Genomic DNA, 25,144 nt, shown 5'->3' with positions numbered 1-25,144 from the left:
CGTCTATGCTCAGCGAGCGCCCAGATCGCCCTGACCGACCGTGCCGCTGGCCATTTCCAACATCCGGTCCAGGCTCTTCTTGGCGGCGACGCGCAGCGTCTCGTCCATCTCGATGCGCGGGCTCAGGTCGCGCAGCGACAGATAGAGCTTCTCCATCGTGTTGAGCGCCATATAGGGACAGATATTGCAGTTGCAGTTGCCGTCCGCGCCCGGCGCGCCGATGAAATTCTTGTCCGGCACGCTTTTTTGCATCTGGTGGATGATATGCGGTTCGGTGGCGACGATCAGCGTGTCGCCCGGCATCGTCTTGGCAAAGTCCAGGATGCCGCTGGTCGACCCGACATAATCGGCATGGTCGACGATATAGGGCGGGCATTCGGGATGCGCGGCGACCGGCGCCTGCGGATGCTGGGCCTTGAGCTTCAGCAATTCGGTCTCGCTGAACGCCTCATGCACGATGCACACGCCCGGCCACAGCAGCATGTCGCGGCCCAGCTTGCGCTTGAGATAGCCGCCCAGATGCTTGTCGGGGCCGAAGATGATCTTCTGCTCCTTGGGGATCTGCGCCAGGATCTTCTCGGCCGACGACGATGTCACGATGATGTCGGACAGCGCCTTCACCTCGGCCGAACAGTTGATGTAGCTCAGCGCAATATGATCGGGATGCGCCTCGCGGAACGCCTTGAACTGGGCGGGCGGGCAGCTATCCTCCAGGCTGCAGCCGGCGTCCATGTCGGGCAGCACGACGATCTTCTGCGGCGACAGGATCTTGGCCGTCTCCGCCATGAAGCGCACGCCGCAAAAGGCGATGACATCGGCGTCGGTCTCGGCCGCCTTGCGCGACAGTTCCAGGCTGTCACCAACGAAATCGGACAGATCCTGAATTTCGGGCGACTGGTAATAATGGCCCAGGATGACAGCGTTGCGCTCCTTGCGCAGGCGGTCGATCTCCGCGCGCAGGTCCGTCCCCTGCGGAATATCGGTGAAAGCGTTCATACCCTGTGACTCCTCGGTCCCTTTGCGGGGTCTTGGCACGCGCCCTAGCGTTGTGGGCGCTTGTTTGCCAGTACCTCGTTGATCGGCGTCGTGACGTCCCATTGCTCGCGATTGGGCCGTTCCGCCGGGAAGGTGACGATCACCCGCGCATCGCCCTGCCCGGCCGCTGCCAGCGGCGCGGCCATCAGCTTCACCAGCGCGGCCCGGCCATATTCGCGCGCCTGCGCCATCCGCTCGGGCGACCCGGCCGATTTGGCGGCCCGCGCCTGGGCATAGGCGGACGTGCGCCGGCTCAGTTCCTCGCCCGCCTCGCGCGTCACGAACAGGCCGCTGGTGCGCACCAGAGTGCGCTGGCTCTCGTCCACATTGGGCTTGCCGACGGTGACATCGGGCGCGTTGACGATCAAGGTGCGGCGCTCCGCATCCCATTCCAGGTCATCCGCGCCGATCGCACCGACATTGACGAAATAATCGACCGAAAAGGGCATCTTCACCACCTGGTCGGACTTCAGCCAGCCAAAGCCGCGCACATCGCGCGCGCTGCTCTGGATCGTGCCGCTGAGTTCGGAAACCTTCAGGCTGCTGGTACCGGCGATCCTTTCGGCAATGACCTTGGTCACCACCGTCCCGTCATCCTCGACGCTCACCACATAATCGCGATTATAGCGTTGCCATCCGACCAGCATCGCCCCGCCGACGATCAGGATCAGCAGCGCGACCGCGACCGGCCCGGCATAGCGCTTCAGCGCATCTGCCATCGACCATCCTCCAGCGGCGCAGCCATGCCCCGGCCATTGAGGTCGATCAGATGTGCCAGCACCGATCGCCCGGCCGCCCCGTAGAGGCGCGGGTCCACGCCCTTGTACATTTCCGCCACCATGTCGGGGATGGCGCTGTCGCCATTGCGCTCCAGGAAGCGCATGATCTGGCCCTCGCGCTGCTTGCGATGGCCCATCATGCCGCGCACCAGCCGCTGCGGATTTTCCACCGGCTCGCCATGGGCCGGATAATAGACGATATCGTCCCGCTCCAGCAGCCGCTGCATCGAGCGCATATAGGCAGTCATGTCGCCATCGGGCGGGGAAATGACGCTGGTCGACCAGCCCATCACATGGTCGCCGGTGAACAGCGCCTTGTCCTGCGCCAGCGCAAAGCAGAGATGGTTGGAGGTATGGCCCGGCGTCGCCACCGCCTCCAGCGTCCAGCCGGTGCCGGCCACCACTTCGCCATCGCCCAGCACCCGGTCGGGCCGATAGTCCGCGTCGAATGCCGCATCCGCGCGCGGCCCGTCGTCGCTCAGCGTCAGCGGCGCACAGCCGATGATCGGCGCCCCGGTCAGCGCGCTCAGCGGCCGGGCCGCCGGACTATGGTCGCGATGGGTATGGGTGCACAGGATCGCCACCACGCGCCGCCCGCCGATCGCGGCGATCAGCGCGTCGAGATGCTCGGCCTCGTCCGGCCCCGGATCGATCACCGCCACATCCGCGCCGCCGACCAGATAGGTCTGGGTGCCGGTATAGGTGAAGGGCGACGGATTGGGCGCCAGCACGCGCGCCACCAGCGGCGACAGCGTCATCAGGATGCCGGTCGGCAAATCGGCCGGATCGAACGGGGTAGCCATGGCCCCCATGTGCCCATTTCCCGGCGGATTTCAAGGGCACGCTGCCATTCCAGAATATACGTCATGCCAGCGAAAGCTGGCATCTCAGGCCTTTATATGTAGCATCGCCGGATGGCGCAGGGCGGCTATACCTACATCATGACCAACAAGCCGGGCGGCGTCCTCTATATCGGCGTCACCACCGATCTCGCAGCACGCATCGATCAGCATCGGCGCGGCACCGGATCGATTTTCTGCCGCAAATATGGGCTGACACGTCTGGTCCTCGTCGAACATCACACGGATATCCTGCTGGCGATCAGTCGGGAGAAAACGCTCAAGGCCTGGAAGCGCGATTGGAAAATCCGCCTGATCGAACAGGCCAACCCGGACTGGGATGATCTCTTCGACCATATCGCCTGAAGGCGACAGACCCCAGCCTTAGCTGGGGTGACGATCAGGGAGGAGAGCGCTACCTGTCCTACATCGCCCCCCTCTGCTAGGCTGCCGCCATGCGCCACGCAGCCCCTCCCCGCATCCCCCGCTCCACGCAACAAGATTTCCAACTCTTGTTTCATATTATCAAAATGTGCGGGAAATATGCGAAGTTAAGCGCGGCATTTCCAACATGACCCCCGCCCTCCCAGAACGCTGGCGCCAGCATCTCAGCCTCGACCGGCGGCGATCCACCCATACGGTGCGGGCCTATGTCGCCACCGCCGAGCGGCTGGTCGCCTTCCTCGCCGAGCATCAGGGACAGGCCGTGACCGCCGCCAGCCTCGCCCGGCTGGAGCAGGCGGACCTGCGCGCCTATCTCGCCAGCCGCCGGGTCGACGGCATCGGCAATATCTCCGCCGCGCGCGAATTGTCGGCGGTGCGCGGCTTCCTGAAATTTGTCGGCGGCGCGGAGGCCCGCATCCCCCAGCTCAAGGGGCCACGGGTCAAGCGCGGCCTGCCCCGCCCCATCTCCCCCGACGAAGCACTGGCGCTCGCTGGCGACATTGCCGAGGGCGCGCGCGAGGACTGGATCGGCGCGCGCGACTGGGCGGTGCTGCTGCTGCTTTATGGCGCGGGCCTGCGCATTGGCGAGGCGATGGGGCTGATGGGCGACGTCATGCCGCTGGGCGATACGCTGCGCGTCACCGGCAAGCGCGGCAAGACGCGGCTGGTGCCACTGCTGCCGCAGGTCCGTTCCGCGATCGAGGCCTATGCCGACCAATGCCCCTGGTCGCCGGAACGCGACCAGCCGCTGTTCCGGGGCGCGCGCGGCGGCCCACTCTCGGCCGCGCTCATCCGCCGGTCGGTGCAGGGTGCGCGCGGGCGCCTCGGCCTGTCGGACCGGACCACGCCCCATGCGCTGCGCCACAGTTTCGCGACCCATCTGCTCGGCCGGGGCGCGGACCTGCGCAGCTTGCAGGAACTGCTCGGCCATGCCAGCCTGACCTCGACCCAGGTCTATACCCAGGTCGATGCCGCCCATCTGCTCGACGTCTATCGCGCCGCCCATCCCCGCGCCTGAAACGGCCATGGATTCGCCGTAATCCTGCGTCAGCCTCGCTGGCAGATCCCCGTTGCGACCGGAGGAACCCCTGGATGCTGCGTCTGTTGATGGCCCTGCAAAGCGTTGGCGGCACCGACATCCCGCCCGATTTCGACCTTCAGAAGGTGCAGCCCGCGCCCAATCCCAACGCCATCGTCGTCACCGGCCGCCGCCGCGACGAGCGGATCGACCGCGAGGTCGCCGCCACCAGCGACGAGCCACCGCTCGGCCGCGCCGAAACCACCCTGTTCGGCAAGGTGAAGGGCAATGTCCATGTCGAGAGCCAGGGCATGGGCGACGGCACCACCTCGCAGCGGGTAATGGTGGGCATCAAATTGCCCTTCTAACCAGGCTTATCCCTTGGGCCGCCAGGTCGCCAATCGCCAGAGATAGAGCAGCACCGCGCCGACCACGCAGGCGGTCGCCACCGGCCCGACATATTTGTCGATGTCGCGGAAATTCTGGCCGAGCAGGAAGCCGGCATAGGCCAGCACCAGATTCCACACCAGCGCGCCGCCGGCAGTCCAGATCAGGAAACGGACATGCCCCATGCGGAACAGGCCGGCGGGCAGCGAGATCATCGTGCGGAAGGCCGGCATGAAGCGGAAGACGAAGACGACGATCTGGCCATATTTGCCGAACAGCCGGTCCAGCGCCTCGACATCGCGCCATTCCAGCGTCGCCCAGCGGCCGAAGCGATCGACCAGCGGCTTCAACCGGCCAAAGCCCAATATATGGCCGACCAGATACCAGAAATAATTGCCGATCGTGGTGCCCAGCGTGCCCGCCAGCAGCAGCCATTCCATCGCCATCCGCCCCTGGCCGACGCGGATGCCGCCAATCCCCATGATCAGTTCGGATGGGATCGGCGGAAACACATTTTCAAGGATCATCAGCAGGAAGATCCCCCAATAGCCCCCCGCATCGATCAGCCGCAGCACCCAGTCGGTCATGCCCCTATGTCCGTTCGTGCTGAGTAGAGGCTGAGCGAAGTCGAAGCCTCGTATCGAAGCATCGCGTGCAACATCCTTCGATACGCCATTTCGACATGCTCAATGGCTACTCAGGACGAACGGAGGAATGGCGCACATCCGTCAGGCCGCCGCCCGTGCCGCCAGGCGCGCGTCGATCGCGTCCCAGATCAGGCCGCCGGTGTCGGTGCCGTCGAACGCGTCGATCGACACGATGCCGGTGGGCGACGTCACGTTGATCTCGGTCAGCCATTCGCCACCGATCACGTCGATGCCGACGAACAGCAGGCCGCGACGCTTCAATTCCGGACCCATCGCCTCGCAGATTTCCCGCTCGCGATCAGTAAGCACCGTCTTGGCGGCCGATCCGCCGACCGCCAGGTTGGAGCGGATTTCGCCCGCACCCGGAATGCGATTGACCGCACCCGCGACCTCGCCATCGACCAGCACGATGCGCTTGTCGCCCTGCGCGACGCCGGGGATGAAGGCCTGGACCATGAAGGGTTCGACCCACGAGGCCTTGAACAGTTCCACCAGCGACGACAGGTTCGCGCCATTGCTGCCGACATGGAACACTGCAACCCCGCCATTGCCATAAAGCGGCTTCACCACGATCTCGCCATGCTCGGCCAGGAAGCTCTTCACCTCGGCCAGGTCGCGCGTGATCATCGTCGGCGGCATGAAGCGGGCATAATCGAGCACGAACAGCTTTTCGGGCGCATTGCGGACGCTGGCAGGGTCGTTCACCACCAGAGTCTCCTCCTGCACCCGCTCCAGCAAATGGGTGGCGGTGATGTAGCTCAGGTCAAAGGGCGGGTCCTGCCGCATCCACACGACATCGACATCGCGGCCCAGGTCCAGCATCTCCGGCTCGCCCAGCGCATAATGATCGCCCTCGACCTTCTGCACCTTCACCGGCCGCGCCTTGGCCAGGACCCGGCCGTCGCGATAGGTGAGGTCCGGCGCCAGATAATGATAGAGCTTATGCCCCCGCGCCTGCGCCGCCAGCATGATGTGGAAGGTCGAATCGCCGGCGATCCTGATCCCTTCCATCGGGTCCATCTGCATGGCGACGGTCAGGGGGTTGAGTTCGGTCATCTTCATTCCTTTTACCGTTCGCCCTGAGCGAAGTCGAAGGGCTCCGCCGAGCGTTAGCGAGGTGACTTGCCTTCGCTGGCGCTCAGGCGCGGGCTTCGACTTCGCTCAGCCCGAACGGAATGGAGAGCCTTCACCCCCCATGCCAGACATTGGCCAGATGGCGTGGCGGGCGGCCCGGCGCAAGGAGGATGACGTCAATTCGCATGTCGTCTCCGGGTCTTGCCAGCTGATGCCATAATATTTCGGCGCTCGCCGCCACCCGTGCCAGTCGGCGTTGGTCGATCGCGACGTCCAGCTCGGCATCGGTGGCGCGGCTCTTCACCTCGACAAAGGCCAGCATCGCGCCCTTGCGCGCGACCAGGTCGACCTCGCCCGCGGGCGTGCGCAGGCGCTGGCCGATAATCTGCCAGCCCTTGAGGCGCAGCCACCAGGCAGCGATGCGTTCGGCCTGCCGGCCGCGCTTCTCCGCCTGCTGGCGGTTCACGCCTCGCGTTCCCCTTTCAGCTCATTCGCCCGGTCATAGAGCGTCCGCCGGTCGAGCCCCAGCTTCTTGGCCACCTCGCCCGCCGCCTTCGACACCGGCAGCCGGGTCAGCGCCTCCCGCAGCGCCGCGTCGGCATCCTCGGCGCTGGCCGGGGGTGCCTCGCCGGGCGGGCCGACGATGACGACGATCTCGCCCTTGGGCGGGGCATCGGCATAGCGAGCGGACAGCGCGGTCAGTGTGCCGGTCGCCGTCTCCTCGAACGTCTTGCTGATCTCGCGACTGACCGCCGCCTCGCGATCGCCCAGCGCCGCCGCCATCGCCGCCAGACTATCCGACAGGCGCGGCCCGCTTTCGTAGAAGACCAGGGTCGCGCGCAATGCCACCACCTCGGCCAGCACGTCGCCGCGCGCCTTCGCCTTGTTCGGCAGGAAGCCCATGAACAGGAACCGGTCGGTCGGCAGGCCCGACAGGGTCAGCGCCGCGATCGCCGCGCTCGGCCCCGGCAGGGTCGTGATCTTGCGCCCCGCCGCCCGCGCATCGCGCACCAGCTTGTAGCCCGGATCGGAAATCAGCGGCGTCCCCGCGTCCGACAGCAGCGCCACCGATTCGCTCGCCATCCGCTCGATCAGCCGTTGCCGCACATTTTCGGCGCTATGGTCATGATAGGGAATCATCGGTCGATCCGACCCCGCATGGCGCAGCAGCCTTGCGCTGACCCGTGTATCTTCCACGGCGACCACGTCGGCCAACCGCAGGACTTCGGCCGCGCGCGGCGTAAGGTCTCCAAGGTTGCCGATCGGCCCCGCCACGATGTAAAGCCCGGGCTCAAGCCCGGATGCCAATATAGTTTCCATAAGGATCCCAGATGACAGAGACGGATGCCCCCCGGCAAGCGAACATGTTCGCGGCGATGAAGCGCAGCGCGCGATTGCTGTTCGTTGCCAGCACCATCATGCTTGCCGCCTGTCAGTCGATCGTGCCCAAGGGCCCCGGCCCTGCCCAGCCCACCGGTCCCGCCAAGCCGACCGGCCCGGAAGTGACCCAGGGCCTGCCGACCGACACTGCGCGCCACCGCGTCGCACTGCTGGTCCCGACCAGCGGCCCCAATGCCGGTGTCGGCCAGTCGATCGCCAACGCCACCACCCTGGCGCTGATGGACATCAAGACCGACAAGGTCCGCATCACCACCTATGACACCGCCACCGGCGCGGCAGCCGCCGCCAACCGGGCGCTGGCCGACGGCAACCGCCTGATCCTGGGACCATTGCTGGCGGATGACGCTCGCATCATCGGGCCGATCGCGGCCAAGGCCAATGTGCCAGTCATCAGCTTCTCCAACGACACCAGCGTCGCGGGCAGCAACATCTTCCTGATGGGCTATACCCCCAACCAGTCGATCGAACGGGTGATCGGCTTCGCCCGTCAAAAGGGCCTGTCCAATTTCGGTGCGCTGGTGCCGCGTGGCACCTATGGCGAGCGCGCCGGCAATGCGCTGTTGCGCGCGGTCGAACAGGCCGGCGGCACGGTCGTGTCGATGCAGACCTTCGACCGCACCCCCGCCTCGATCACCGCTGCGGTCAAGAAATTGCAGGCCTCGTCCAGCTATGACGCGCTGCTGATCGCCGACAGCGGCCGGGTCGCGCTGCAGGTCGCGCCGATCGTGCGCAAGAATGGCGGCGCCAATGCCCGCCTGCTCGGCACCGAAATCTGGAATACCGAAGAATCGCTGGCCGCCAGCCCCGTGCTGCGCGGCGCCTGGTATGCCAGCGTGTCGGACAGCCTTTATCGCCAGCTCGCGACCAAATATCGCACCCGTTACGGCAGCGCGCCCTTCCGCCTGTCCTCGATGGGCTATGACGCGGTGTTGCTGACGGTGCGGATCGCCCAGGACTGGAAGCCGGGTTCGCCCTTCCCCACAGCGCGCCTGCGCGATCCGGGCGGCTTTGCCGGCATCGACGGCGCCTTCCGCTTCAACCGCAACGGCATCGCCGAACGCGCACTGGAAGTGAGCGAGGTCGGCGCCGGCACGATCAGCGTGGTCGATCCCGCCCCGCGCGGCTTCGGCAATTAAGCAAAGGGGGCCGGAAGGCCCCCTTTTTCGTTACGGATCAGACCCGCGCCGTCGGCACGATCAGCGGCAGGCCGTCGCTGACGTCGATCCGCGCGGCGACGCCATAGACGGATGCCAGCCGCTCCGGCGTCAGCACTTCCATCGGCGCGCCGTCCGCCACCAGCGCGCCGCCATCCATCAGCAGCAGCCGATCGCAATAGCGCGCCGCCATGGCGAGGTCGTGGAGCACGGTGACGACCAGCGCCCCGCCCTGCGCCTGCGCCCGCAACAAGGCCATCACATCGATCTGGTGGCCGGGGTCGAGCGCGGCGAGCGGCTCGTCGGCGATCAGCGCCGGCGCGCCCACCGCCAGCGCCCGCGCGAGCAGCACCCGCGCCCGCTCGCCGCCCGACAGCTCGGTCGCGATCCGCCCCTTGAAGCCGGCGACATCGGCGCGGACCATGGCATCCTCGATCGCCGCCTCATCGTCGGCGGTCAGGCGCGACAAAGGCCCCAGATGCGGCAATCGGCCCAGCGCCACCAGCCGCTCGACTGCCAAGGGCCAGTGCAATGTCTGGCCCTGCGGCAGATAGGCGATGGACCGCGCGACCGCCTGGCGCGACATCCGCTCGACCGGCGCCCCGTCCAGCAGCGCGCGGCCGGCGGCCGGCTTCACCAGCCCCAGCAGCGCCCGCACCAGGGTCGACTTGCCCGCGCCATTGGGGCCGATCACTCCGATCAACTGGCCCGGCGCCATGGTCAGATGGACGCCACGCACCGCCAGATGGCGACCCAGCCGGACGTCCAGTTGCTCGGTCGACAGGGTCACCATAGCCGCCGCTCCCGCATCAGGTGAATGAGGAAGACCGGCACACCAAGGATCGCGGTCAGCACGCCCAGTTTCAGCTCGCTGCTGGTCGGGATGATGCGCACGCCGATATCGGCCAGGGTCAGCAGCACCGCGCCGCCCAGCATGGACGGCAACAGCAGCGCGGAAGGCGAGCGATCGGTCAGCGGTCGCACCAGATGCGGCACGATCAGGCCGACGAAGCCGATCGATCCGGTCACCGCCACCGCGCCGCCGACACCGATTGCCACCCCCGCCATCAGCCGAAGCCGCGCCCGCGACAGGTCGACGCCCAGCGCCCGCGCGCCATCCTCGCCCAGGGTCAGCGCGTCGAGCGCGCGTCCGTCATAAAGCAGCAGCGCCGCGCCAACCGCGATGCAGGGCAGCGCCAGCAGCAGATGGTCGATGCTGCGATTTTCCAAGCTCCCCATCAGCCAGCTCATAATCTCCATCGCGGCAAAGGGATTGGGCGACAGGTTGAGCGCCAGGCTGATCCCCGCCCCCGCCAGCGTTGCGACCGCGATCCCGGCCAGGATCAGCGTCAACGGGCTTTCCGACGGCCCGGCAAGCAGGAACAGCGCGCCGATCGCCGCCAGCGCGGTGACGATCGCCAGCAGCGGCAACGCCATCGGGTGCAGTTCGGACAGGCCGAAATAAAGCGCGATCACCGCACCCAGCGCCGCCGCATTGGACACGCCCAGCACGGCGGGCTCCGCCAGAGGATTACGCAGATAACCCTGCAGGGCCGCGCCCGACAGGCCCAGCATGGCGCCGACCAGCAGGCCGATCGCCATGCGCGGCAGGCGCAGGTCGATGACGATCGCCCGCGCCACCATGTCGCCGCCGCCCGCCAGCACCGTCAGGATGCGGCCCGGCGCAATCGTCACCGATCCCAGCGCGACCGATGCGATGGCCGCGACCAGCAGCAGGGCGATCAGCCCCGGCAGCAACAGGGGATGCCGCCGCCCCTTAGAAGCGGACACGCACGCCGCCATAGGCCGACCGGCCATAGGTGCCATAGCCATAGGCCGTGGCGTAATCCGCATCGAACAGATTGTCGATCCGGCCATAGACTTCGAGATGGTCGCCCACGGGGAGGGACGCGCGCAGCCCGGCCAGCGCATAGCCGTCGAGCCGGCGCGTGTTGGCCGTGTCGTCATAGCTGTCGCCGACCATGGTCAGCGTCGCGCCGGTCGACAGGCCGAAGGACCAGAGATAGTCGGCCGACACACTGACCGCATTGGCGGCGCGGCGCGGCAGGCGATTGCCGTCGGTGCCCCCGCCCGACCGGTCGCGCGCATCGACATAGGAGTAGGAGGCCGCCACCGTCAGCGCCTCGACCGGCTTCAGCGTCAGCGTCGCTTCCACGCCCTTGGCGCGGGTCCGGTCTAGATTGCCATAGGTGTAGGTCGCATAATCATAGTTGATCTGGTTGCGAGTATCGCGCCGGAAGGCGGTCAGCGACAGCACCGCCTTGTCCCCGTCCAGGCTCTGGTCGAAGCCGATATCATAGCTTTTCGACCGCTCCGGCCGCAGCGCGCTGTTGCCGCTATAGGTGTCGTAGAGCTGATAGAGCGACGGCGCCTTGAACCCTTCGCCATAGGAGAGGCGGATATTGGTGGCGCCCGCGTTCGGCGTGTAATTGGCGTTGGCACCAAAGGTGGTCGCGCCGTCGAACTGGCTATGATCGTCATGGCGCAGCCCGCCCGTGACGGCGAGGCCGGCAAGCGGCTTCACCACCGCCAGCGCATAGACGCTGTCGATGTTCGCCTTCGCACTCGCTATGTCGCCAAAGCCGAAATACTCATAGTCCGGCCGCTCATGCTCATAGCCGAAGATCAGCTTGGCCTGATCCACCGGGGCATAGACGCCCTCATATTCGAAGCGCAGATTGGTGCCCGAATAGCCATAATCCGGGTCGGTGCCGCGCACGAAATAATAGTCGCGGTCGTTGCGCATCCAGGTAACGGCGGCGCGGTTGGTCAGCTTGCCGTCGAGCAGCGCCAGGTTGATCCCGGCATAGCCGACATATTGGTCCAGCTTGCTGACGTCGCTGCTGTCGGCCGGCGCGCCGAAGAAGCTGTCATAGTCGAGATCGGCATGGATATAATAGCCGCGCAGGTCGAGGCTGAGGCTGTCGGTGAAAGCGATCTTCAGCTTGGCGTTGGTGGCGATATTCTCATAGCCATCCTTCTCCACGCCGCCGAACGACCGGCCGACCGAGGAAATGCCGTCGGTGTTGAAATAGGCGACGCCGACGCCGCCCGACACCGCGCCATGCGTGCCCGACACATCGGCCTTGGCGTTCAGCGTATCGCTATAGCCATAATCGGCCGAGGCGTTAACCTCGAAACCCTCGCTGGGCGCGCCGGTCATCACATTGACCACGCCGCCGATCGCCTGGCTGCCATAGACCACCGAGTTGGAGCCGCGCAGCACTTCGATCCGGCGGATATTGCCGGTCAACAGATGGCCGAAATCATAGCCGTCGCCGATGCCGCTCGGGTCGTTGACCTTGACCCCGTCGATCAGCACCAGCGTCTGGGTCGTCTCCGCGCCGCGCAGCGACACGCCGGTCACGCCGCCGGTGGAACCGTTGCGGCTGAAGCGGACGCCCGGCGTGGTGGCGAGCAGGTCGACGACATCGACCGCCTGGCGCGTCCTGATCGTGTCGGCATCGATCACCGTGATCGCCTGGCCGACCTCGTCGCGCGGCTGTGCGATGCCCGAAGCGGTGACGACGATATCGTCATCCTGGGCCAGTGCCGGCGTAGCGGCCAGCAGCGCGATGAGCGAAATCCCCAACATCTTCATTTTATCGTCCCCCGGCGTCCGTCGATTTGGAACCGGGGCGTCCGCACATGCGGTCGCTGCGTGAGGATCGGGAAGACGCCAGCGCCCCGCCCCACGCACCGATGCGGCCCCGGCCGCCATGGGCGTCGCTCGACGGAAACACCGCGCCATGGCCATCCCCTGGGCCAGGGCAAGAGCGACCAGACGCCGGCAGGTCTCCTGGCTCGCGGGTCAGGGCAGCGATGCGCCAGCCTTCCCGGACCTATCGGTCCAGTGGCCGGTTCCGGCCCTCCCCTTTTGAAGAGCCTGGGAACCCTGCGCATCGCGCTCACCGCTTACAGTTGCAGGGACAGCCGCGGATTTGGAAGGGCTGCGCCCCCCGCACCGCATTCCCGTTTTCAGCCCTTGCGGGCACCGGCGCGATCATGCGCGTCCGGGGCTTTTGACCGCCCCGGCGCGCGGCCCCCATAAGCCAAAGCACAAGCCCTGCCAAGCGGGCCAGGATCGCCCCGGCGGATCGTTGCGCGGTGCTGGTGGCCGGCTATGCAGGGGCCTCTGACCCAAGGAGCCGACATGTCCGATTCGCCAGATCTATCCTTGATGGCCATCACTGCCGCCGACGTCGCCGATGCCGCGCGGCTGATCGCGCCGGCGGCGGTCCGTACCCCGCTGATCGAGAATGCCGCGCTCAACGATTTGTGCGGCCGGCGCGTGCTGGTGAAGTTCGAGGGCGCCCAGCATAGCGGATCGTTCAAGTTCCGCGGCGCCTATAACCGCCTCGCCCGGCTGAACGATGCGGAACGGGCGGCGGGCGTCGTCGCCTGGTCCTCGGGCAATCATGCCCAGGGCGTCGCCTTTGCCGCGCGCCTGCTCGGCATTCCCGCCACGATCGTGATGCCGGCCGATGCCCCGGCGATCAAGACCGCCAACACCCGTGCGCTCGGCGCCGAGGTCGTCCCCTATGACCGCTTCACCCAGAGCCGTGAGGCAATCGCCACCGCCCTGGCCACCGAACGCGGCGCAACGCTGGTCCCCTCGTTCGACGATCCCTTCATCATCGCCGGCCAGGGCACGATCGGCCTCGAAATACTCGACCAGGCCCAGGCCGCCAGCGCCGACCTCGCACAGATACTCGTCTGCTGCGGTGGCGGCGGGCTGGTCGCGGGCACGTCCACGGCGGTCAAGGCCGCCCGCCCCGACATCAGCGTCTATGCCGTCGAACCCGCCGGCTTCGACGACACGGCTCGCTCGCTCGCCAGCGGCGTGCGGGAAAGCGTCTCGCCCGACGCACGCAGCATCTGCGACGCCCTGCTGGCGCCCAGCCCCGGCGCGCTGACCTTCCCGATCAACCATGCCCTGCTGGCCGGCGGCCTGGTCGTCAGCGACGATCAGGTGCGCGACGCGATGCGCTTCGCCTTCACCACGCTCAAGCTCGTGGTGGAGCCGGGCGGTGCAGTGGCGCTCGCCGCCATGCTCGCCGGCCTCGCCCCGCCCACCGACGGCGCCACCGCCCTCGTCATCTCCGGCGCCAATGTCGATCCGGCCACCTATGCCGCGATCATCGGCGGCCCGAACGCCTGACCGCTGGTCTTTTGCCCCGTCCCGCACTAAATGCGGCGCCATGATGAGCCGCTTTTCCAAGATGCATGGTCTGGGCAATGATTTCGTCGTGATCGACGCGCGCCAAGCGCCGGTCGCGATGACGGAGGCGCGCGCCCGCGCCATTGCCGATCGCCATGCCGGCATCGGCTGTGACCAGTTGATCGTCATCGGCGATGCCGAGACCGGCGACCAGGCCGACGTGTCGATGCTGATCTTCAATTCCGACGGTTCGGAAGTGGAAGCCTGCGGCAACGCCACCCGCTGCGTACCGCTGTTCGTCGGCAAGGACGTGCTGATCCGCACCAGGGCCGGGCTGCTCGACGCCAAGGGCCTGGACGGCGGCGCCAGCGTCGACATGGGCGCGCCCCGCTTCGACTGGGACGCGATCCCGCTTGGCTATCCGATGGACACGCTGACGATGTCGGCCAGTTGGGAAGATTTGCCCGCGCCGGCCGCCGTCAATGTCGGCAACCCGCATGTGATCTTCTTCGTCGAGGATCTGGACGCGGTCGATTTCGAACGGCTCGGCCCGCTGATCGAGCATGACCCGCTTTTCCCCGCTCGCGTGAACGTCAATTTCGCGCAGGTCGTCGGCCCGCAGCATCTGCGCCTGATCGTCTGGGAACGCGGCGCCGGCCTGACCCGCGCCTGCGGCACCGGCGCCTGCGCCACCGCCGTCGCGGCGATCCGGCGCAAGCTGATGGCCGGCCCGGTGACGGTCAGCCTGCCGGGCGGCGACCTGGAGATCGACTGGGCACCGGGCGGCACGATCCGCATGACCGGCCCCGCCACCCATGTGTTCGACGGCGAGGCGGACTGGGACCGCTTCTGACCGTGGCTGGTCCCGACATCATCACCCTGGGCTGCCGGCTCAACATCGCGGAGAGCGAGGCTATTCGCGAAATGGCCGGCGCACAGGACGACCTGATCGTCGTCAACAGCTGCGCCGTGACGGCCGAGGCCGTGCGCCAGACCCGGCAGGCGATCCGCCGCGCCAGGCGAGACCGCCCCGACGCCCGCATCCTGGTCACCGGCTGCGCCGCCCAAACCGAACCCCAGACCTTCGCCGCCATGGCGGAAGTGGACGGCGTGATCGGCAACCGGGAGAAGCTGGAGGCAGCCGCCTTCGCCCCGGTGGCGGATAAGGTCAACGTCTCCGACATCATGGCCGTGCGCGACACCGCGCCGCACATGGCCAGCGCCTTTGCCGAACATGCCCGCGCCTTTCTGGAGGTGCAGAATGGCTGCGACCATCGCTGCACCTTCTGCATCATCCCCTATGGCCGGGGGAACAGCCGCTCCGTGCCCGCCGGCGCGGTGATCGACAAGGCGAAGCAACTGGTCGACGCGGGCTATGGCGAGATCGTGCTGACCGGCGTTGATGTCACCAGCTATGGCCCGGACCTGCCAGGTAGCCCTTCGCTCGGCCAACTCGTTGAACGGCTCCTCAAGCATGTCCCGGACCTGCCCCGGCTGCGCCTCTCCTCGATCGACAGTGTCGAGATTGACGAGCGGCTGTTCGACCTCATCGCCCATGAGCCGCGCATGATGCCGCATCTGCATCTCTCGCTGCAGGCCGGCGACGACATGATCTTGAAGCGCATGAAGCGCCGCCATGCCCGCGCCGACGCCGTGCGCATCGTCGAGCGGGTGAAGGCCGCCCGCCCGGACATCAGCATCGGCGCCGACATCATCGCCGGCTTCCCGACCGAGGATGACGCCATGTTCGCCAACAGCCTGGCGCTGGTCGCCGATTGCGACATCGTCCATGGCCATATCTTCCCCTATTCACCGCGCACCGGCACGCCGGCCGCGCGCATGCCCCAGCTGGATCGCGCCACCATCAAGGCCCGCGCCGCCCTGCTGCGCGACGCCTGCACGGCCCAGCGCGATGCCTGGCTCGCCCGCCTGGTGGGCACTCGCCAGTCGGTGCTGGTCGAACGCAATGGCCTGTCGGGCCATGCGGAAAATTTCGCGCCGGTGCGCTTCACCACGCCCCAGCCCCCCTCCACGATCGTCGCGGCCCGCATCAGCGGCCTTGAGAATGGCGCGCTGATCGCGCAAGAGGCGCAATAATGACTGACACCGGCACCAGCTGGCGCGACCGCCTCTTCGGCGGCCTCAAGCGCACATCCGACAAGCTCGGCGAGAATCTGACCGGCCTTTTCACCAAGGCCGCGCTCGACGACCAGACCCTCGACGAGATCGAGGAAGCCCTGATCATGTCCGATCTCGGCCCGGCCATGGCCGGCCGGGTTCGTGATCGCCTGGCCGAGGGGCGCTACAACAAGGAACTGACCGAGGAATATCTGCGCGAGATCATCGCGGAGGAGATCGAGAAGGTGCTGGCCCCGGTCGCCCGCCCGCTGGAGATCGAAGCCTTTCCGCGGCCCCAGGTGATCCTGGTCATCGGTGTCAACGGATCGGGCAAGACCACCACCATCGCCAAGCTCGCCAATAATTTCCTGGAACAGGATTATGGCGTGATGCTGGCGGCGGGCGACACGTTCCGCGCAGCCGCGATCGGCCAATTGAAGGTCTGGGCCGACCGGCTGGGCGTGCCCATCGTCGCCGGCAAGGAAGGCGGCGACGCGGCGGGCATCGTGTTCGACGCGGTCAAGCAGGCGACGGCCACCGGCATCGACGTGCTGATCGTCGACACCGCCGGCCGCCTGCAGAACAAGACCGAACTGATGGACGAACTGGCCAAGGTGCGCCGCGTGCTCGGCCGATTGAACCCGGCCGCCCCGCACGACGTTGTCCTGGTCCTCGATGCCACCACGGGACAGAATGCGTTGAACCAGATCGAAGTCTTCAAGGAAACCGCGCAGGTCACGGGCCTGGTCATGACCAAGCTCGACGGCACGGCGCGCGGCGGCGTGCTGGTCGCGGCGGCGGAGAAATATCGCCTGCCGATCCACGCCATCGGCGTGGGCGAAAAGATCGAGGACCTGCGCCCGTTCGATGCCGGCGACATGGCACGCGCGATCGCGGGGACGGCCTATGCCCGCTGACGCCAAGAAGCCCGCCCATGGCGGCAGCCTCAGCCTCGCGCTCGATTTCGGGCCGCTGCTGGTCTTTTTCCTGAGCTACAAGGGCGCGGGCTGGTTCTGGGGTGCGGGCAACCCGATCACCGCCATGAGCTTTGGCACCGCCGCCTTCATGGCCGCGATCGTCATCGCCGTGATCATCTCCAAGGTGAAGCTCGGCCGGGTCTCGCCGATGCTCTGGCTCTCGGCGCTGCTGATCCTCTTCTTCGGCGGCCTCACCATCTATTTCCACGACCAGCGCTTCATCCAGCTGAAGCCGACCATCATCTACGCCTTCTTCGCGCTGATGCTGTTAGCCGGGCTACTGCGCGGCAAGCCGCTGCTCAAATATCTGCTCCAGGCGGCCTATGACGGGCTGAGCGAGGAAGGCTGGCGCAAGCTGTCACGCAACTGGGCGCTGTTCTTCGTCGCCATGGCGGTCGCCAACGAACTCATGCGCCGGTCGATGAGCTTCGACACCTGGCTCGCGGTCAAGGTCTGGGGCGTGACCATCGTCTCGGTCGTCTTCGCCGGCGCCAACATCCCGATGCTGCTGCGCCACGGCCTGACCCTGGACGACGGCCTCGACAGCGACGAGGTGGGCGAAACCACCCCGCCGCAGGGCTGACCCCAAAAAACTGCGTCATCCCGGACTTGATCCGGGATCCATTCTGCGCTCGCTCTCGGGCTTAGTGCAGAATGAATCCTGATCCTTCGACAAGCTCAGGAGTGCCTTCCGTCAGGATGACGGATGTGGGGCAAGACTGGCCCTAGGCCTGCACCACCTCGTCCACCAGAATGTCGCGCAGATGGCCGTCGCGGTCCGGCCACAATATGGCATTGCCCGCCCGCATCCCGATCAGCGCGGCGCCGACCGGCGTCAGGATCGATATCCGGCCCAGCGCCACATCGGCATGGCTGGGATAGACCAGTTCCACCCGGCGCGGCGCCCCGCGCGCACCATCGCGATAGAGGATGGTCGATCCCATCGCCGCGACATCGGCCGGCAGTTCCGCCCGGCTGCACAATTGCGCCCGGCCGACCTCCTCCAGCAACAACTGGCTGACGTCGGGGAAGCGGTCGCGCGCCGCCCAGGCCAGATCGGAAATCATGTCGGCTTCGGATTCGACAATATGGATCGGCGGCACGGCCGCCCACTTCTGTTGCAGGGTCATGGGAAAACTTCCTGATAGGGGGGTGCGCCCGGTGCTCGGGCGCAAGGCGTCAAGAAGGGTGCCCCGGACCTGCCGGCAGCGCGCCTGTCAGGTCCGGGGCGGATGGCCCGCGAGAAGCTGTCCCCCATGATGGCGGAAGCGTGCAAAGATGACCTTGAACGGCATGGTTGCGATCATGTTCGGCACGGCCCCGCCTGTCAAGAAACACCGCCCGCTGCCATACTGCCCCATCCCGTCCAAAGGCCCACCAACCGCCCGTTTCTGCGATCGTTTCGCAATAGGCACATATTGGTTTTCTTGGGCGTTGGGTGCGCATATGGGAAGCGACGGAGGCGTCCACGCCCCGCATGGACCATATGATAAACCGGCATCGCAAGCATCACTGCGAGCCGCCCCATAACGAACCCGAGGAGTTCCGCCATGGCCTTTGTTCTGCCCGACCTTCCCTATGCCAAGGACGCCTTTGGCGACATCCTGTCGGTCGAAACCTTCGACTTCCACCACGGCAAGCATCACAATGCCTATGTCGTGAAGGCCAATGAACTGGTCGCCGCCGACGAGAGCCTGCAGGGCAAGTCGCTGGTCGAACTGATCAAGTCGTCCAAGGGCGGCCTGTTCAACCAGGTCGGCCAGATCTGGAACCACACCTTCTACTGGAACTCGCTGTCGCCGGTGAAGACCGCCCCGACCGGCGAACTGCTCGCCAAGATCGAGGAAGCCTTCGGTTCGGTCGACGCGCTGATCGAGAAGCTCAAGGCAGAGGCCGTCGGCCACTTCGCCAGCGGCTGGGCCGCGCTGATCCTGAAGGACGGCAAGCTGGAAGTGACCAGCTATCATGACGCCGACACCCCGGTCGCCCATGAAGGCCACGCCCCGCTGCTGATCCTCGATGTGTGGGAACATGCCTATTATATCGACTATCGCAACCTGCGCCCGGCCTATGCCGAAAAGCTGCTGAAGGAAGCGATCAACTGGGACTTCGCTGCCCTCAATCTTGACGGCCAGGGCGCCAGCCGCGCCGACCAGCCGGCCTGATCGCGGCAGGCTCCAATCGGGGCCTGCTCCACAGGATCGATGACAGAAAGACCGTCCGGTGCGCAGGCGCCGGGCGGTCTTCTTTTTTACAGGCTTTATGCGCTTTGCCTGTCCCGGCTCCCAATGCCCCCTTAACGGCGGGCGGTGCATGATCGAACCTGGCCAGCAGGGGGATCGCGATGAACATGGACGAATTGGGCACGCAGCATGAGGAGATCGCCCTGATCGCCGCGCAACTGCGCCAGGCGATCGCTGATCCCGACCAGCCTCGGGCGGTGAGCGCATTGCGCTGGCAACTGGCGCGCAAGCTGATGGCCCATCTCGCGCTGGAAGACCGCATTCTCTACCCCATGCTCCAGCGCCAGGGCGACGATCGCGTCCGCACCACGGCCGCCCGCATCCAGGCCGAGATCGGCGCGCTGGCCGAGAGCTTCGCTCGCTACATGGCCGGCTGGACCGATGAGCGGATCACCCGCGACTGGCGCGGCTTCTGCGCCGACAGCGGCCGGATATTGGATGCCCTCAGCCGGCGGATCGATCGCGAGGAGCGCATCCTATATCCGCTGGCCCGTTCTGCTGATGGAACTGCGAAAACGTGGACAGCCCGCGCCGGCTGACCGGCGATCAGGCCGCTTCCAGCTGCGCCACGAACAGGTCGGTCGCGCGCTGCAACTCCTGCGCGGTGCGCGACAGGCCGGCCGCCGCGCTCGACACGCGATCTGACAGATTTTCGGTATTGCGCGCGACATCGGCCACGGTGGCCATGCGCTGCGCCATATGATCGGCGTCGCGGGCGGTATCGCGCGCCGACTGGCCGATCGCCGCCGTCGCATCGCGCTGGTCGGCCACCGCACGCTGGATCGCCTGCGCCGCCTGCGCCAGTTCCTCGACGCTCCCGGCGACCTCGGACAGGGCTTCCTGCGCCACCCCGGCGCCCTGCCGCGCCGACGAGGCCAGCGACTGGATTTCGCCGGTCGCACTCGCCGTCTGGTTGGCCAGCTGCTTCACCTCGCCGGCCACCACCGCAAAGCCGCGCCCGACCTCGCCGGCCCGTGCCGCCTCGATCGTGGCATTGAGCGCCAGCAAATTGGTGCGGGCGGCAATCTCGGTGATCGAATCGGCGAAGCTGGTGATCGACGCCGTGCGCCCTTCCATCGCCTGCATCGCTTCATGCCCCGCCACCGACACGCGCTGTGCCTCGCCGCCCAGGCTCGCCTGCTGGCTGGCCGCCGCCGCGATTGCGCTGATCGATTCGGACAATTGCTCGATCCGCCGCGCCAGCACCGCCGCGCTGGCCGATGATTGCCCCGCCGCTGCCATCGTCTCGTCCGTGCCCACGCTCGCCCGGCGCGCCAGATCATGCAGCAGCCCGGCCGATTCCTTGAGTTCGCCCGTCGCCGCACTGACCGCGCTCACCACGCCCGCCACCGACTTGCGGAAGGCGCCGACCAGCGCCAGCGTCTCGCTGCGCCGGTCCTGCGCCATCCGTGTCTTTTCGGCGTCCCGCTCGATCCGCAGATGCGCCTCGCGCGCGTCGGACTGGCGCTGGGCATCCATCGCCGATTCCGCCGCATTGCGCCCCGCCTGCGCTTCCCGCGCCAGCCGGGCGGTGTCCGCCACATGCGCATCCTGCGCCAGCAGCAGCCCATGCAATTTGATGCTGAGATAGCCCAGGATCGTGCCCTGCAGCACCACCGCAAAGCCATGGACGATGACCCGGCCAAGCTCCGCCTGCCCCGAAAACACCCAATTGGGCGCGACATAGGTCAGCACCAGATGATGCAGCGCGATCAGCACCGACGCCAGCAGGATCGGCCGCCAGTCGTAGAGCACCGCCAGCGAGGCGAGCGCCACGAAGAAATACATGTGTGCGTCCATCTGCCAGACATGGCCGCTCAGCAGGAACAGGGTGATCGCCGGCTGCACCGCCGCCAGCGTCCCCATCACCAGCCGCACCTCCAGGTCGTTGCGACGCCGCATCACCATCCAGGTCGGCAGGATGTTGGCCAGCGCCGACAGCAGCATGGCGGGCGCCGCCCGCTCATTGCCGATCATCATGCCGCCAATGCCGATCAGCACGGTCCAGATCAGGCTGCACAGCAACAGGATACGCAGCCCGTGCAGGCGCAGACTTTCGAGACTGTTGAATGCCATCAGGCCAATCCTCCCACCGGTTCGCCACAGGCCGCGACAAAGGCGCGCAGCGGCAATATGCCGCCCCGCAACAAGGGCAGCAGCGCGTCGCGCTGCCCCTCCACCACCATCGATCCGGGCAGGCGTCCGCTTGCCACCAGCCGGGCGCCATGCGCCACCGCATCGGGCACCAGATGCGCGCGCGCACCGGCCGTCATCGGGATCAGCAGGATGCGCCCCTGCGCCGGCGGATTGCCGTAGAGCAGGGCGAGACCCAGGAGGATGATCGCGAGCTGGGCCAGCAGCACCGCACCGCGCGAGGAAGGAAGCCATATCCGCATGGCATCCCCCTAGGAAATGTTGGTAAGGATAGGCTTAACAGGCCCGTCCGGATTTACGCATTTTGCGTAAGTCAGCCCGGTTTCTGCGATTCCGCCTGCGCAGGCAGGTCCAGCGCCGTCGCCAGTGCGTCCAGATCCGCCCCCGGCCGCACCAGCAGCCAGTCGCGGCTCGCCGCGCCGTTGACCACGGTGATCGCGCCCCTGGGACAGACGCCCAGACAATTCACCTCGATGATGCCGGCCGCCGCCTTGCGCCCCTTCTTCAGCGACAGATGCCGCCGCAGCGCCTTGGCCAGCCGCTCCTCGCCATCCTTGCCGAAGCCGCCGTCCAGCTTCTTCGAGCATTTGCGGCAGACCAGCACGGCATTTTGCCAGTTGGACCGGACATGATCCTTCAATCGCTGGCGCCCCGCGGCTTCCAGGTGCGCCGCTCCTCGGCCGCACGCAGCACCTCATAGGCGGCCTGGATTGTCTGGAACTGCACCGCCGCCTCGGCATCGCCCGGCTTCACGTCGGGATGATATTCCTTGGCCAGGCTGCGCCAGCTCTTGCGCACCGCCTCGAAATCGGCGTCATCCTCCAGCCCCAGCGCCTGCAGCGCGTGCATCTCGTCGCGCGACCGGCTGCCGTCGCCGGGACCGCCCCAGCCATGATGGGCGCTCGACTGATAGCCGCCGGCATCGCGCCGTTCGGTGCGCTCGCGCTCGGCCCGTTCTTCCTCGTCCAGCCCCTGAAAATAGTCCCAGTTGCGGTTATATTCGGCCGCATGCTCGCTGCAGAAATACCAGCGGTCCGGGCTGTTGGGCGATTTGGGCGCGGGGCAGTTACCCGGCTGATCACAGCCGAAACGGTCGCAGATGCGCACGCGCTGCGCTTCCCGCGTCGCGCCATAGGCACGCCAGCGGGGAAAACCCCAGTCATTGGATCGGCTCTGTCTTGCCATCGGACCAAATTAGGGAAGCCGCGCCCGGAAAGCCAGCCCTGCACCGGGATTAACGGCGGAAAGTCACACCCTGCATGTTGCCGCCGCAGCCAAGGCCACCATCGGGGCGATAGCTTTGCTCATATTTGGCCCGCGTCACGATCTTCGTGCCGTTGGTGCCAAAGATCATCGGCGGATAGGTGATGACGGCCCGCTGGTTGCGGGTCGTGCCGTCCGCCGCGATGTCGAACTGGACCCGCGTCCATCCCTCGACACCCACGGACACCATGTCCGTGGGATAATCGGCGGAGGATACTGGCGCGCTGCGCAGGCTGGGCTTGGCATCGACGATCGAACATTGCTGCGCCGACAATCCGGTCGCGGCATAATCGGCCCGTGCCGCTTCCAGATTGCCGCCGGTCGCCTGCAGGCTCGCCCGTCGCACCAGCGCTGCCACGCGCAGCGGATCATTGGCCGGCAAGGCGCCATCGTCGATCACCGCGTTCAACAGCGCCTGCGACCCGGCCTTTTCCCTGGGCGTCAGATCATCATAGGCCAGGATCGCGAAGGTCGCCCGTGCATCGGCATCGGCCTGATAATCGGCGGCGCGCAACGCATAGGGGGAATCGGCCCGGATACGAATATCCACATGCTCGGCGGCATCATGGACCAGGCGGTCGACCAGCAATTGCGCCAGCGGCGGGGCATCCGCCGTCCGCACCACCCGGCGCAGCAGCGGGCCATAGGTCTCGACATCCTCGCGCGCGGCCATCGATCCGGCGAGCAGCGGGATCAGCACCGGCACCAGTTCCACCGTCGTATCGCCCTTCTGGCTGCGGATCAGCTGCGCCTGCTGCAACAGCAGCGCGCGCTGCCGGGTCATCGGCACATTGTCCAGCACCGGGCCGGGAACGCGCCTGGCCTCCAGCCAGTCGCCCAAAGCCTTGGTCGGCCCCGCCAGCATCGACGGACCGCCTTCCGCGGTCGAACAACGCAGTTCCAGCCGCGTGACGAACCGGAACAGCGCCGGGATATTCTTCACGTCATCGGGCCGCCACGACCAGTCCCGCACCGCCCGCGCAAACGCCAGCGCCGACGGGCCGGGGCGCGATCCATAGACCGGCCGGGCATAGGAAACAGCGCCACTGTCGCTGATGCCGAATTCCACCACGGCATAATCCTCGGGCTGGACGCCATCCTCGCCACAGCGCGGCAGCGCCATGTCCGCGCCCTGGGTGAAGTCCTGCTGCGGCATGCGCCCGGCACCGGTATAGACCAGATAATTGCGCGCCGTGTCGCGATGGCCGGCCAGCATGGCGGCGATCGACGCATCCGACCGGGTCACGAGATCATCGAAATCGACCCTGGTGGTCAGCCCGCCCTGCTGCTTCACCGCCCGTGCGAACAGTTTTTCCGCAGGATCGAACTGGCCCAGATTGAGCAGCGCCCGCCCCCGGATCAGGTCGATATGCGCCAGCGACGCCTTGTCGAACATCTTGGGGTCCGCCACCGCAATGGCATTGGCCGCTTCGGCGGCCTTCACCGCTTCGGCCGGATCGACGAACGTACCGGCCTGCGCCTGCCCCAGCAGCGCCTGGATGCGCGCCGCCGGCCCCTCCGCTTCGGCCAGCGCCGCGCTGAAATGGGCCAGCGCGCCGACATAGTCGAGGTCGCCCATCGACACGCGCCCCAGCGTGTAGGCGGCACGATAGCGGTCGGTCGACAGGCTGGTATCATCCCTGGGCAGGGCCGGCGCCGCCTGGTTCAGCAGGTCGCGCGCCTCGGCCCAGCGCGACAGTTCCGCCAGTACCATCGCCTTGCGCACCCGCACGATCGCCAGGCTGCGCGGATTGCGCACCACCCGACCTTCGAGCGCGGTGAGGATTTCAAGCGCGCGGGGATAATCCGCCGCCTCGGTGGCTTGCGTCGATTGCTCGAACAATTGCTGGATCGTGCCAGTTGCGGGCGCGGGGGCAGGCGCTGCCGGCGCCGCATCCTGCATCGCATGGCCGATAGCGGGCATGGCGGCCATCGCCATCAGCAAGGCCAAATATCTGTTACGCAAACCGAATCCCCCCAAGACCGCGGACCGGTTATTGCGATAACCTCGCAACAGGGGAAATGCCAGAGGGCCTGTAAGCCGGGTTCTGTCCACCCCCAAAGGGGGATAGGCGACCATTCCTCTAGGGGACGGATTGCTCCGTCCCTCAAGCAACCAACCCGAGCGGTCTCAGTCGAAACAGACCTAGCAGTCAAGCTGCGCGCCGCCCCTATTCGGTCTTGCTCCCGGTGGGGTTTACCGTGCCGTCTTGCGTTGCCGCAGACGCGGTGCGCTCTTACCGCACCCTTTCAATTTCACTGGGCCGAAGCCTTAGTGACCTGCTTTCTGTTGCACTGTCCCTTGGATCACTCCAGCCGGCCGTTAGCCGGCACCGTCATTTCGTGGAGCCCGGACTTTCCTCGCCGTGGAAGTTACCCGCCACGCCGCGGCCGCCCGGCCCTCTGGCACAGGCGCCTATAGGCGCAAA

At 66.9% G+C, this 25,144-nt stretch carries 27 protein-coding genes, 1 other RNA gene and 1 riboswitch; of the genes, 11 read left to right on the top strand and 17 right to left on the bottom strand.

What is annotated here, in order from left to right:
* Positions 1-9 precede the first annotated feature (9 nt).
* Genes nadA through DIZ22_RS00415 form a run of 3 tightly spaced genes read right to left on the bottom strand, consistent with a single transcriptional unit; the run spans position 10 to position 2,617 of the window.
* Positions 10-996, bottom strand: a complete 987-nt coding sequence (nadA, locus tag DIZ22_RS00425; protein WP_048938376.1) for a quinolinate synthase NadA — start codon at positions 994-996, stop codon at positions 10-12.
* A 44-nt stretch (positions 997-1,040) separates the two neighbouring features.
* On the bottom strand, positions 1,041-1,754 hold the full coding sequence (locus DIZ22_RS00420; RefSeq protein ID WP_048938377.1) for a DUF4230 domain-containing protein: 714 nt from the start codon (positions 1,752-1,754) through the stop codon (positions 1,041-1,043).
* On the bottom strand, positions 1,739-2,617 hold the full coding sequence (locus DIZ22_RS00415) for an MBL fold metallo-hydrolase (protein ID WP_048938378.1): 879 nt from the start codon (positions 2,615-2,617) through the stop codon (positions 1,739-1,741). Before DIZ22_RS00415 ends, DIZ22_RS00420 begins: the two co-directional genes overlap by 16 nt.
* A gap of 111 nt (positions 2,618-2,728) precedes the next feature.
* On the opposite strand from DIZ22_RS00415, the gene DIZ22_RS00410 reads away from it, so the two are divergent.
* From DIZ22_RS00410 to DIZ22_RS00400, 3 genes are all read left to right on the top strand, one after another.
* Positions 2,729-3,019 (top strand): GIY-YIG nuclease family protein, encoded by a 291-nt coding sequence (locus tag DIZ22_RS00410; RefSeq protein WP_048938379.1) that lies wholly within the window; start codon positions 2,729-2,731, stop codon positions 3,017-3,019.
* A gap of 205 nt (positions 3,020-3,224) precedes the next feature.
* Entirely contained in the window at positions 3,225-4,115 is an 891-nt protein-coding gene (locus DIZ22_RS00405; protein WP_048938380.1) for a tyrosine recombinase XerC, read from the top strand.
* 74 nt (positions 4,116-4,189) lie between these two features.
* A complete protein-coding gene (locus DIZ22_RS00400; protein ID WP_048938381.1) occupies positions 4,190-4,483 on the top strand; it encodes a hypothetical protein in 294 nt (97 codons plus the stop codon).
* Between the two features lie 6 nt (positions 4,484-4,489).
* On the opposite strand, the gene DIZ22_RS00395 is transcribed toward DIZ22_RS00400, so the two are convergent.
* From DIZ22_RS00395 to rsmI, 4 genes are all read right to left on the bottom strand, one after another.
* On the bottom strand, positions 4,490-5,089 hold the full coding sequence (locus DIZ22_RS00395; protein ID WP_004210450.1) for a DedA family protein: 600 nt from the start codon (positions 5,087-5,089) through the stop codon (positions 4,490-4,492).
* A 141-nt stretch (positions 5,090-5,230) separates the two neighbouring features.
* Positions 5,231-6,205 (bottom strand): glutathione synthase, encoded by a 975-nt coding sequence (gshB, locus tag DIZ22_RS00390; protein WP_048938407.1) that lies wholly within the window; start codon positions 6,203-6,205, stop codon positions 5,231-5,233.
* A 130-nt stretch (positions 6,206-6,335) separates the two neighbouring features.
* Entirely contained in the window at positions 6,336-6,689 is a 354-nt protein-coding gene (locus DIZ22_RS00385) for a YraN family protein (RefSeq protein ID WP_010336721.1), read from the bottom strand.
* The gene (rsmI, locus tag DIZ22_RS00380) at positions 6,686-7,543 is read right to left on the bottom strand and encodes a 16S rRNA (cytidine(1402)-2'-O)-methyltransferase (protein WP_048938382.1); all 858 of its coding nucleotides are present in this window, start codon (positions 7,541-7,543) and stop codon (positions 6,686-6,688) included. Before rsmI ends, DIZ22_RS00385 begins: the two co-directional genes overlap by 4 nt.
* A gap of 56 nt (positions 7,544-7,599) precedes the next feature.
* On the opposite strand from rsmI, the gene DIZ22_RS00375 reads away from it, so the two are divergent.
* Positions 7,600-8,760, top strand: coding sequence for a penicillin-binding protein activator (locus tag DIZ22_RS00375; protein ID WP_199909726.1), 1,161 nt, complete (start codon positions 7,600-7,602; stop codon positions 8,758-8,760).
* Between the two features lie 37 nt (positions 8,761-8,797).
* Here the strand turns inward: DIZ22_RS00375 and DIZ22_RS00370 are convergent, their stop codons facing one another.
* From DIZ22_RS00370 to DIZ22_RS00360, 3 genes are read right to left on the bottom strand one after another with little or no spacing between them, the layout of a single operon-like run.
* A complete protein-coding gene (locus DIZ22_RS00370) occupies positions 8,798-9,571 on the bottom strand; it encodes an ABC transporter ATP-binding protein (protein WP_048938384.1) in 774 nt (257 codons plus the stop codon).
* Positions 9,565-10,569, bottom strand: a complete 1,005-nt coding sequence (locus DIZ22_RS00365; protein WP_234415648.1) for an iron ABC transporter permease — start codon at positions 10,567-10,569, stop codon at positions 9,565-9,567. The genes DIZ22_RS00370 and DIZ22_RS00365 overlap by 7 nt, the downstream gene beginning before the upstream one ends.
* Entirely contained in the window at positions 10,556-12,400 is a 1,845-nt protein-coding gene (locus DIZ22_RS00360) for a TonB-dependent receptor (RefSeq protein ID WP_122927853.1), read from the bottom strand. The genes DIZ22_RS00365 and DIZ22_RS00360 overlap by 14 nt, the downstream gene beginning before the upstream one ends.
* A 170-nt stretch (positions 12,401-12,570) precedes the next feature.
* A riboswitch (cobalamin riboswitch) is annotated at positions 12,571-12,813 on the bottom strand.
* A gap of 139 nt (positions 12,814-12,952) precedes the next feature.
* Here DIZ22_RS00360 and DIZ22_RS00355 point away from each other — a divergent pair.
* The 5 genes from DIZ22_RS00355 to ispZ are packed head-to-tail and all read left to right on the top strand — an operon-like array spanning position 12,953 to position 17,638.
* Complete coding sequence (locus DIZ22_RS00355) at positions 12,953-13,960, top strand: threonine/serine dehydratase (RefSeq protein ID WP_122927852.1); 1,008 nt, start codon at positions 12,953-12,955, stop codon at positions 13,958-13,960.
* 40 nt (positions 13,961-14,000) lie between these two features.
* Positions 14,001-14,813 (top strand): diaminopimelate epimerase, encoded by an 813-nt coding sequence (gene dapF / locus DIZ22_RS00350; protein WP_122927851.1) that lies wholly within the window; start codon positions 14,001-14,003, stop codon positions 14,811-14,813.
* 2 nt (positions 14,814-14,815) lie between these two features.
* The gene (mtaB, locus tag DIZ22_RS00345) at positions 14,816-16,057 is read left to right on the top strand and encodes a tRNA (N(6)-L-threonylcarbamoyladenosine(37)-C(2))-methylthiotransferase MtaB (protein ID WP_010336713.1); all 1,242 of its coding nucleotides are present in this window, start codon (positions 14,816-14,818) and stop codon (positions 16,055-16,057) included.
* Positions 16,057-16,995, top strand: coding sequence for a signal recognition particle-docking protein FtsY (gene ftsY / locus DIZ22_RS00340; RefSeq protein ID WP_017500277.1), 939 nt, complete (start codon positions 16,057-16,059; stop codon positions 16,993-16,995). The genes mtaB and ftsY overlap by 1 nt, the downstream gene beginning before the upstream one ends.
* Positions 16,985-17,638 (top strand): septation protein IspZ, encoded by a 654-nt coding sequence (gene ispZ / locus DIZ22_RS00335; protein WP_048938389.1) that lies wholly within the window; start codon positions 16,985-16,987, stop codon positions 17,636-17,638. Before ftsY ends, ispZ begins: the two co-directional genes overlap by 11 nt.
* Before the next feature lie 142 nt (positions 17,639-17,780).
* Here ispZ and rnk read toward each other — a convergent pair whose 3' ends face one another.
* A complete protein-coding gene (gene rnk, locus DIZ22_RS00330; protein WP_048938390.1) occupies positions 17,781-18,185 on the bottom strand; it encodes a nucleoside diphosphate kinase regulator in 405 nt (134 codons plus the stop codon).
* A gap of 420 nt (positions 18,186-18,605) precedes the next feature.
* On the opposite strand from rnk, the gene DIZ22_RS00325 reads away from it, so the two are divergent.
* Together DIZ22_RS00325 and DIZ22_RS00320 are read left to right on the top strand one after the other, a co-directional pair.
* Positions 18,606-19,220: a Fe-Mn family superoxide dismutase gene (locus DIZ22_RS00325; protein WP_004210428.1), complete on the top strand. Its 615-nt coding sequence runs from the start codon at positions 18,606-18,608 to the stop codon at positions 19,218-19,220.
* Between the two features lie 179 nt (positions 19,221-19,399).
* Positions 19,400-19,837 carry a hemerythrin domain-containing protein gene (locus tag DIZ22_RS00320; RefSeq protein WP_048938391.1) on the top strand — a complete coding sequence of 146 codons (438 nt, stop codon included), beginning with the start codon at positions 19,400-19,402 and terminating at the stop codon, positions 19,835-19,837.
* Positions 19,838-19,844: 7 nt separating this feature from the next.
* Here the strand turns inward: DIZ22_RS00320 and DIZ22_RS00315 are convergent, their stop codons facing one another.
* From DIZ22_RS00315 to rnpB, 6 genes are all read right to left on the bottom strand, one after another.
* The gene (locus DIZ22_RS00315) at positions 19,845-21,374 is read right to left on the bottom strand and encodes a methyl-accepting chemotaxis protein (RefSeq protein ID WP_048938392.1); all 1,530 of its coding nucleotides are present in this window, start codon (positions 21,372-21,374) and stop codon (positions 19,845-19,847) included.
* Positions 21,374-21,694: a hypothetical protein gene (locus DIZ22_RS00310; protein WP_048938393.1), complete on the bottom strand. Its 321-nt coding sequence runs from the start codon at positions 21,692-21,694 to the stop codon at positions 21,374-21,376. Before DIZ22_RS00310 ends, DIZ22_RS00315 begins: the two co-directional genes overlap by 1 nt.
* A gap of 71 nt (positions 21,695-21,765) precedes the next feature.
* Positions 21,766-22,116, bottom strand: coding sequence for a hypothetical protein (locus DIZ22_RS00305; protein ID WP_048938394.1), 351 nt, complete (start codon positions 22,114-22,116; stop codon positions 21,766-21,768).
* A complete protein-coding gene (locus DIZ22_RS00300; RefSeq protein ID WP_004210421.1) occupies positions 22,089-22,637 on the bottom strand; it encodes a J domain-containing protein in 549 nt (182 codons plus the stop codon). The genes DIZ22_RS00305 and DIZ22_RS00300 overlap by 28 nt, the downstream gene beginning before the upstream one ends.
* A gap of 49 nt (positions 22,638-22,686) precedes the next feature.
* Positions 22,687-24,681: a hypothetical protein gene (locus tag DIZ22_RS00295; protein ID WP_234415649.1), complete on the bottom strand. Its 1,995-nt coding sequence runs from the start codon at positions 24,679-24,681 to the stop codon at positions 22,687-22,689.
* A gap of 55 nt (positions 24,682-24,736) precedes the next feature.
* Positions 24,737-25,122, bottom strand: an RNA gene (rnpB, locus tag DIZ22_RS00290) — RNase P RNA component class A.
* Positions 25,123-25,144 lie beyond the last annotated feature (22 nt).

Origin of the sequence: Sphingobium sp. LF-16 (genome assembly GCF_003711185.1) — a bacterium.
In the GTDB taxonomy this organism is placed as follows: domain Bacteria; phylum Pseudomonadota; class Alphaproteobacteria; order Sphingomonadales; family Sphingomonadaceae; genus Sphingobium; species Sphingobium yanoikuyae_A.
Note: the sequence above shows the minus strand (reverse complement) of the source record. Positions and strands in the feature narration are given on the sequence as shown.